Source organism: Peribacillus sp. NPDC060253 (assembly GCF_042727425.1).
Lineage (GTDB): Bacteria > Bacillota > Bacilli > Bacillales > DSM-1321 > Peribacillus.
This window is the reverse complement of sequence record NZ_JBHXAS010000183.1, coordinates 1-6,839: the sequence shown is the minus strand read 5'-3', so window position 1 is coordinate 6,839 and position 6,839 is coordinate 1. Positions and strand designations below refer to the sequence as shown.

General features: G+C 37.1%; 8 protein-coding genes. 5 read left to right on the top strand and 3 right to left on the bottom strand.

Features of this window, described 5'->3' with window-relative positions; genetic code table 11:
• Positions 1 to 16 precede the first annotated feature (16 nt).
• From ACFWE9_RS25255 to ACFWE9_RS25245, 3 genes are all read left to right on the top strand, one after another.
• Positions 17 to 517, top strand: coding sequence for a helix-turn-helix transcriptional regulator (locus ACFWE9_RS25255; RefSeq protein WP_230162653.1), 501 nt, complete (start codon positions 17 to 19; stop codon positions 515 to 517).
• Positions 507 to 899: a hypothetical protein gene (locus ACFWE9_RS25250; RefSeq protein WP_230162655.1), complete on the top strand. Its 393-nt coding sequence runs from the start codon at positions 507 to 509 to the stop codon at positions 897 to 899. Before ACFWE9_RS25255 ends, ACFWE9_RS25250 begins: the two co-directional genes overlap by 11 nt.
• A gap of 371 nt (positions 900 to 1,270) precedes the next feature.
• Entirely contained in the window at positions 1,271 to 1,444 is a 174-nt protein-coding gene (locus tag ACFWE9_RS25245) for a hypothetical protein (RefSeq protein ID WP_230162657.1), read from the top strand.
• 329 nt (positions 1,445 to 1,773) lie between these two features.
• On the opposite strand, the gene pcp is transcribed toward ACFWE9_RS25245, so the two are convergent.
• Genes pcp through ACFWE9_RS25230 form a run of 3 tightly spaced genes read right to left on the bottom strand, consistent with a single transcriptional unit; the run spans position 1,774 to position 4,105 of the window.
• A complete protein-coding gene (gene pcp / locus ACFWE9_RS25240; RefSeq protein WP_230162659.1) occupies positions 1,774 to 2,421 on the bottom strand; it encodes a pyroglutamyl-peptidase I in 648 nt (215 codons plus the stop codon).
• Positions 2,422 to 2,432: 11 nt separating this feature from the next.
• On the bottom strand, positions 2,433 to 3,395 hold the full coding sequence (locus ACFWE9_RS25235; RefSeq protein WP_141995143.1) for a DUF979 domain-containing protein: 963 nt from the start codon (positions 3,393 to 3,395) through the stop codon (positions 2,433 to 2,435).
• Between the two features lie 35 nt (positions 3,396 to 3,430).
• The gene (locus ACFWE9_RS25230) at positions 3,431 to 4,105 is read right to left on the bottom strand and encodes a DUF969 domain-containing protein (protein ID WP_098178254.1); all 675 of its coding nucleotides are present in this window, start codon (positions 4,103 to 4,105) and stop codon (positions 3,431 to 3,433) included.
• Between the two features lie 1,155 nt (positions 4,106 to 5,260).
• On the opposite strand from ACFWE9_RS25230, the gene ACFWE9_RS25225 reads away from it, so the two are divergent.
• Positions 5,261 to 5,896, top strand: coding sequence for a hypothetical protein (locus tag ACFWE9_RS25225; protein ID WP_377359388.1), 636 nt, complete (start codon positions 5,261 to 5,263; stop codon positions 5,894 to 5,896).
• Positions 5,897 to 6,146: 250 nt separating this feature from the next.
• On the top strand, positions 6,147 to 6,647 hold the full coding sequence (locus ACFWE9_RS25220) for a DinB family protein (RefSeq protein ID WP_076368588.1): 501 nt from the start codon (positions 6,147 to 6,149) through the stop codon (positions 6,645 to 6,647).
• Positions 6,648 to 6,839 lie beyond the last annotated feature (192 nt).

Below are 6,839 nucleotides of genomic sequence, written 5' to 3'. Positions count from 1 at the left end.
GGAGTATTTAGTATATATGGAAAAAGAAGAATTCATCAATTTAATATCAGAAAAAATGAAACTTGTCCGAACAGAACAAAGTTTTTCTCAAGATAAGATGTCTGAAATTCTAGGGATTTCAAAAAAAACACTAGTTCAAATTGAAAAAAGAAGAACAGAAGCCAATTGGACCACCGTTGTTGCATTTTGTGCTTTGTTTAATCATAGCCAATTGTTGATCTCATCAATTGGTGACAATCCAGTTGATTTTGTTCAGTTAATTGCTAGCAATAATGGTGGTACGCCTAAAGAAAAAACAATGGGTGGTAAGATATGGTGGAAAGAAATCGAGTATAGAGGGGATTTTCGTTTGCAACAAAATTTGATTAGTAACCATTACCGTATATTGGATCAATATGATTATCGTTGGCATAGTTCTTTTAATAAAGAAGAGAGTTTAAGTCGTTTAAATGAATTACAGGAGGTGGGGACTATCGAGATAGACAAAGGTATTGGGATGGGGATATATGAAGAATAAGATTTTGCTTGTTCTAAGAAAAATAGTAATTGGTATTCTAATAGTCTGTTTATACTGTTTTCCTTTTGTTTATTTTTCAATGCACCAAGATTTTGCTAACCGCTCAATGCTTGGCTATTTAATTATGATTGTAGTGACTTCACTTCTTGCTTTCTTCGGCAAACTCTTTAATAATTCAATCTCTCTTATTATTGGTAATATATTATCTGTAATAATTTCATTTTATTTCATAAGCGAGATGACAGGGAACGAACGATGGGGTGGCTATTTTAAGCCACTAACTCCATATCAATTATTAATCTTGGTTAGTTTTTTGAATTTGATTCCTCAGTTCTTCGCTATGAAGTTAGCAAATAGACACAAAAATAACGTTAAAGATTAATTTGATTAAGAAGAGTATCTTCTTGAATTAGAAGCTACTCATTTCTTTAATAAATATCAACAATATTCATTAACATAGCCTACATAAAAAGAAAAAGTAATAAAAGCCTACTTCCTTAAATAGCAAGGATCGTAGGCTTTCTTTATTCTTATAAGTGTTTAATTTACAATAAAGTCGTACCGATTTGAAAAAGGTTTAACCGTTTTTCTTATGGAACTAGGGGCAGGTTAGTTCAACAAGCGTAGTGTATACGAACTGTGCATATTTAGATTTATTAACTTATCGATTTCCTCTCTTTCAAAAGTTGAATAAAAAGCACTTTCTATTCAACTTTTCTAGAAATATAATTAAACGGAAAGGAGGCAATAAGAATGAAACATAATTCTATGCACCAATGGCATAGAGAGCATAATAAACGGGTAGCAGAATTTCACAAAAAGCACGCTGCTCAAGTAGCTAATGGAGAAAACGGAAACGGTTGGTTAGCCAAGCTCGAAACGTCTTTTTTTAATAAAGTACTTGTTCCTCTTAAAGTTGTGAAATAACATCTTTTTTTCTGCTCCTGTTCTTTGAGGAGCAGTTATTTTTTGATTTTATATAAATACTTTGTGACACAGTATGTGTCAACTCTGCAATAAGTCTTATAGAACTAACAGGTGCTTTACTTCATTATCAGGAGCTGATCAGCAGCTCCTTTTATTATGGGGATTATTGTAATGAATGAAAAAGAGATTTGAGCACAAAAAGACCTCTTGATATGATGAAAGTGTCCCAAGCTCGCAAGCGAAAAGGACAAATACATCATAAACATGAGGCCAATCATGAATAATAACCAAAACAAGTAAATCGGTCAAATTTTAAAAAAACGGTACAATTAATGGGTCGTCCCGCCTATTGTATGAATATCCGATTCATATTTAGCAGCTGTGACAGCAGCTATTTTTATGCCCTTAACAATTGTCTCAAGGCTTAAACTAGGCGCTTCTTTATTAATAGTTTGCTCCGGAATGAAAGGAATATGGATAAATCCACCCCGGATGCTTGATGAGGCTCGGGTGATATAGTCCATTAATCCATAGAAGATATGGTTGCATACAAATGTTCCGGCGGTATGGGATACCGATGCAGGAATGTTGCTTTCCTTCATGTTTTCGACAATTCTTTTGATGGGGATCGTAGACCAATAGGCTACTGGCCCTTTGTCTGCAATAGGCTCATCAATAGGCTGGTTTCCCTGATTGTCAGGGATTCTAGCATCATCCATATTGATTGCCACCCGTTCAGGGGTGATGTGAAGCCGACCCCCGGCTTGTCCTACACAGATAACGATGTCAGGATTATGCTGCTGGATAAGCTGCTCCATTACTGCAACTGATTTCCCGAATACAGTTGGAATTTGTTCAGCAACTAGAGTCACATCATCAATAACTTCTCCATGTAACTGTTTTACTGCTTCCCAGGAAGGGTTTACTCTTTCTCCGCCAAAGGGCTCAAACCCGGTTAATAACACTTTTTGCTTCATGAAGATCCCTCCTATACTCCTAATGAAACAAGTAAGTACATAAGTACGATATTGAAAGCTAATACTGCCAAAGCTGTTGGAACTTGAACTTTTATGACATGGTTTTTATCTTTCAAGTCCAGCAAGGCTGCCGGCACAATATTAAAGTTGGCAGCCATTGGCGTCATTAATGTTCCACAATAACCCGCAAACATAGATATGGCAGCTATATGATTTGGATTAGCGTCAAATTGGTTAATCAGAAAAGGAATGGCGATACCTGCAGCCATAACTGGGAAGGCAGCAAAGGCGTTCCCCATGATCATAGTGAATATAGCCATGCCGAGACAGAAAATGACCACAACCCAAAATAGCGAACCTTCGGGAATGATTGCTGTCACAGCTTTGGAAACGACTGTACCAACCCCTGCATTTGTGTAAATGGTTCCCAATGTTGCAAGTAGCTGTGGCAGCAATACAGCCCAACCAATAGATTCTAGCAGGCGACGTGATTCTTTCACAGCCCCTGTAGGTGTTCCGCGTGTCATCACCATCGCAAAAATAATGGCAGTCAAACACGCCAGACCTAAAGCAACCATCGTTACATTAGATGGATCCAGCAAAGCCTTTCCGCCAATTTTAACACCGTCTAGCAGCTTAGAACCAGCTAAGGTTAAAATAGGAATCAAGATGGCGGGTAGGAAAAGACGGCCGCCAAGCCGTTTTCTTCGCTCTTCCTTTACAGTAATGCTTTCTTCAACATGTTCGCTTTTCTTTAACCCGCCACCTGCAATGATTAAAACCATAATAATAACCATAAGCCCAATGTAAAATGGCGGAATAATTTGGCCGAACATTAATGTAATTGAATAAATCAAGTAAAAGCTTCCCGTAGTCAACCGACGGCTGTTCGTCCGATCAGTGAAAATATATAGGGAGCAGCCTAGAACAATGATGCCCATCAATACGTAAATCATTTCAACTGAGAATATCATAATAGATGCTCACTTTCTCTTTGGAGTGTTTATCATTATTGGCCACGACTGCCCAAACGTTTATCCAGCTTTTTATCAAACATACGGAGGCGAATAGCGTGTACGATAAAAGCAAAGATGGCAGTAGGAATTCCCCATAACGCCATTGATATTGGGTCAGCAGGGATATTGTTCTGTTCAAAAAATCCGTTCATCAATAGAATTGCACCAACCGCCACGAAAATATCTTCTCCGAAAAACAAGCCGATATTATCGGTAGCGGCAGCGTGTGCACGGATTTCCTGTTGCTCTTTCTCAGGTAGCTTACCATATTTTGTTAGAGCAGCCCCTTCTGCCATTGGGGCAATCAGCGGACGTACAGTCTGCGGATGACCACCAAGGCTGTTTAAACCAAGAGCAGCTCCGACTTCCCTGATCAATAAATACATGGTCAATACCCGGCCAACAGTGATGGCTTTAATTTTTGATACAACCTTTGAAGCTTGCTGCTGGAGACCATTTTTTTCAAGCAGCCCAATAACGGGAAGCGTGACTATAAGAATAGACATGTACCTGTTAGTTGTAAATGCTTCGCCAAATTGCGTAATAATACTGGTAATGGGAATACCTGCAATCATCCCCGTAACGAGTGCTGAAATAGTTACCACAACTGCTGAATTGAATCTAAGTACGAAGCCAATCATGATTAAAAGAACACCAATTAGAACCATACATATCCCCTTTCTTATTATTAAAACTATTCTGCAAAAATATAAACTACATGTTATTGTACATTAATGTAAGAATTTTTGAAATAAATTTTTTATTAATCCAAGTGACTAATTATGTAAAAATCAAAGTCTTTTATAATGAATGAATAGAAAAAACGCATCAAAAATACTTATTTACAACAGTAGAAAAACTAAAAATGGGACACGCCTATTTCTGTGGAAGAAGCATTACAGAAATAGGATTGTTATATAGTCTATTTAACTAACGGGTGCGTTCGTATTATAAGGTTAGCCAGTTTTTACTGGTTGACCTTTTTTTAATAGAATCTATTATATCAGTAGCTAGGGTAGGACGTACGGGTGCGTGGGACTTGATCCCGTGAACTAAACTGTCCGCCCCCTACTTGTAGAAACATGTTTGAGGCTGGTTGGGACGTAGATCTCGTATAACAAGCGAAGCTATGACACTACATGGAGGACTAGGGGTACTGGTTAGTAAGTAAAATAATGAATCGAGTTGTTGGTCTGGATGTGGCAAAAGGAGAGAGCCAAGTTCAGGCATTCTTAGATCAATCTAAACCGTATGGGAAGAGCTTTTCATTGATGTAAAATGGGAAATAGATTAATGCAAAGGAATATGAGCACTTTTTAATATATTATTTGTAAAACATATTCATTCTTATGACCTTCAATTTTGAAAAAAAGTACTTAAACAATAGAATGCTTTTATGCAATATCTTAAGTGGCAAGAAGGCTCTTAATACTGTTGAACAATCCTCCGTTAAAGGGCGCGATTCTTTAATAAGAATCGCTTTTCTTATAGAACTCCCTCAGTTTAATAGATAATGCTCACGAATACTCGCTTATTCGCAGGATTTCAAACCATATGGTATAGGTTGCTTTAGATGAACGAAAAAGATAGGACCGTTTTGATAAGATGAGGGAAGATTGAAATAGGGGATCTATCGAAAATCCTATATTATTACATATACTGCACGCATTTTCCACGCTGCCCTGGAGGCTTTCCCTCCCATGTCTCAACGGGTCATAATCCTATGCCCTTTCATTCCTTCGTCATGCCTATCCAAGGGGTGGAGGCCGGTTTTGCTAACGGAACGGGTCATTGCCCTTTTTGAGGGTGTAAGTTCAATCTACTTGATTGTTGGAGATGAACGAAAGAAGTTAGACAATGTGGGATGGGGAAGTAGTTATTACGATAGTAAAGAAAACAATATGGCTGAAGCCTTATCCTTTGAATCAATCAAAAAATATGAAGGCCAAGACATTCGTTTAGAAATCAAAAATTTAACGATTTGGAATGACAGTGGCAGGGATAGTTTAAAAACGACATGGTCACTCGGTTTTAGGCTTGATCAATCTGCCATCTCAGAAAGAGAAACCGTAGAAATAAATAAAGAATTCACTTTTGAAAAAGAAACATACAAGATTAAGCAGGTAGAGTTTTCAGCATTAGAAACAAGAGTTGTAGTTACAGGAAAAGATACTAAGCTTATGAAGGATGAAACCGGAATGGAATATAGAGTCATGAGCAAATTGGAAAATCAATTCCTTAATGCAAGGAAAGTAGATGAAGAAGACGGTTATGTCGTTGATCATAAAAAATCCGGTGTATTTCTAAGATCAGCTGGTGAAAAAATTGAACCGATTTTTAGTAAAGGGGAAGTAGAAGGCAAAGATGATGAATATATTATGATTTTTGCTCCAGTTAGGGATCGCCAGGACTGCATTCTTGAAGTTGGTAATGATATTAAGATTCCACTAACAAGATAAATAATGGTTCGTTTTAACTATTTGAAATTGGCAGCTTTTTTGAATAAGAAGCAAAGGCGTATAAAGAAATTCCAACCAACAACTCAATATCTTAAAGAACTAACGGGTGCTTTAGCTGAAGATTGCTTTGACCTTTGTTCAACAATTGGGCCATTTAATTGAAGATCTCATCAGATAAGTAATAATATTTAAAGGAATAATTCATTCTGATAAAGAATATTAAAAAACGTGATGATAAGGAGGCGTTTGTATGGCAAATCATGTAGAAAGTCTATATAACTATCATGTATGGGCAAATCAACGGATTATTGATCATCTTAAGACACTTTCTCCTGAGAAATATCAAAAGGAAATGAAAAGTGTCTTTTCTTCTGTTTCAAAGGTTTTATCTCATCTCTATTTGGTGGAATATGGATGGCTTAATACCCTCGAGGGTCAGAGTATGAATGAAGCAATGCAATCTTCATTTCAAATTCAAGAAAAGATTGAGAAACTGCCCATTGAAGACTTAGAAACTGAATTTCACACTTTAACATCTCGGTTTAAATCCTTTTTGAACAGACAGGAAGATATGGAAAAGAGAATAATGTTGGATAATCCATGGGCAGGATTAAGAGAAACAAGTATATCTGAAATGGTCTTACACGTTGTGAATCATGGAACCTATCATAGAGGGAATATTTCAGCTATGTTACATCAGTTGGGTGATTCTTCAGTTATGACTGATTATGCTTTTTATTGGTATTCTTGAAATGTTATTCATTATAAATAGGCAAGAGAAGAGTAATCCATTTTTTCTTCATAAAGGTGAAGTTAGCTGAAGATCGGAGCTGTCTTTAAGGCAGCTCTTTCGTGCGCCCGGCATGGGTGCAATCTATAGGGTGTGAGTCCCGAACCATGAAGGCAGTAGTAATGGTTAGCTTAATGCAAGGGTGTCCATGGT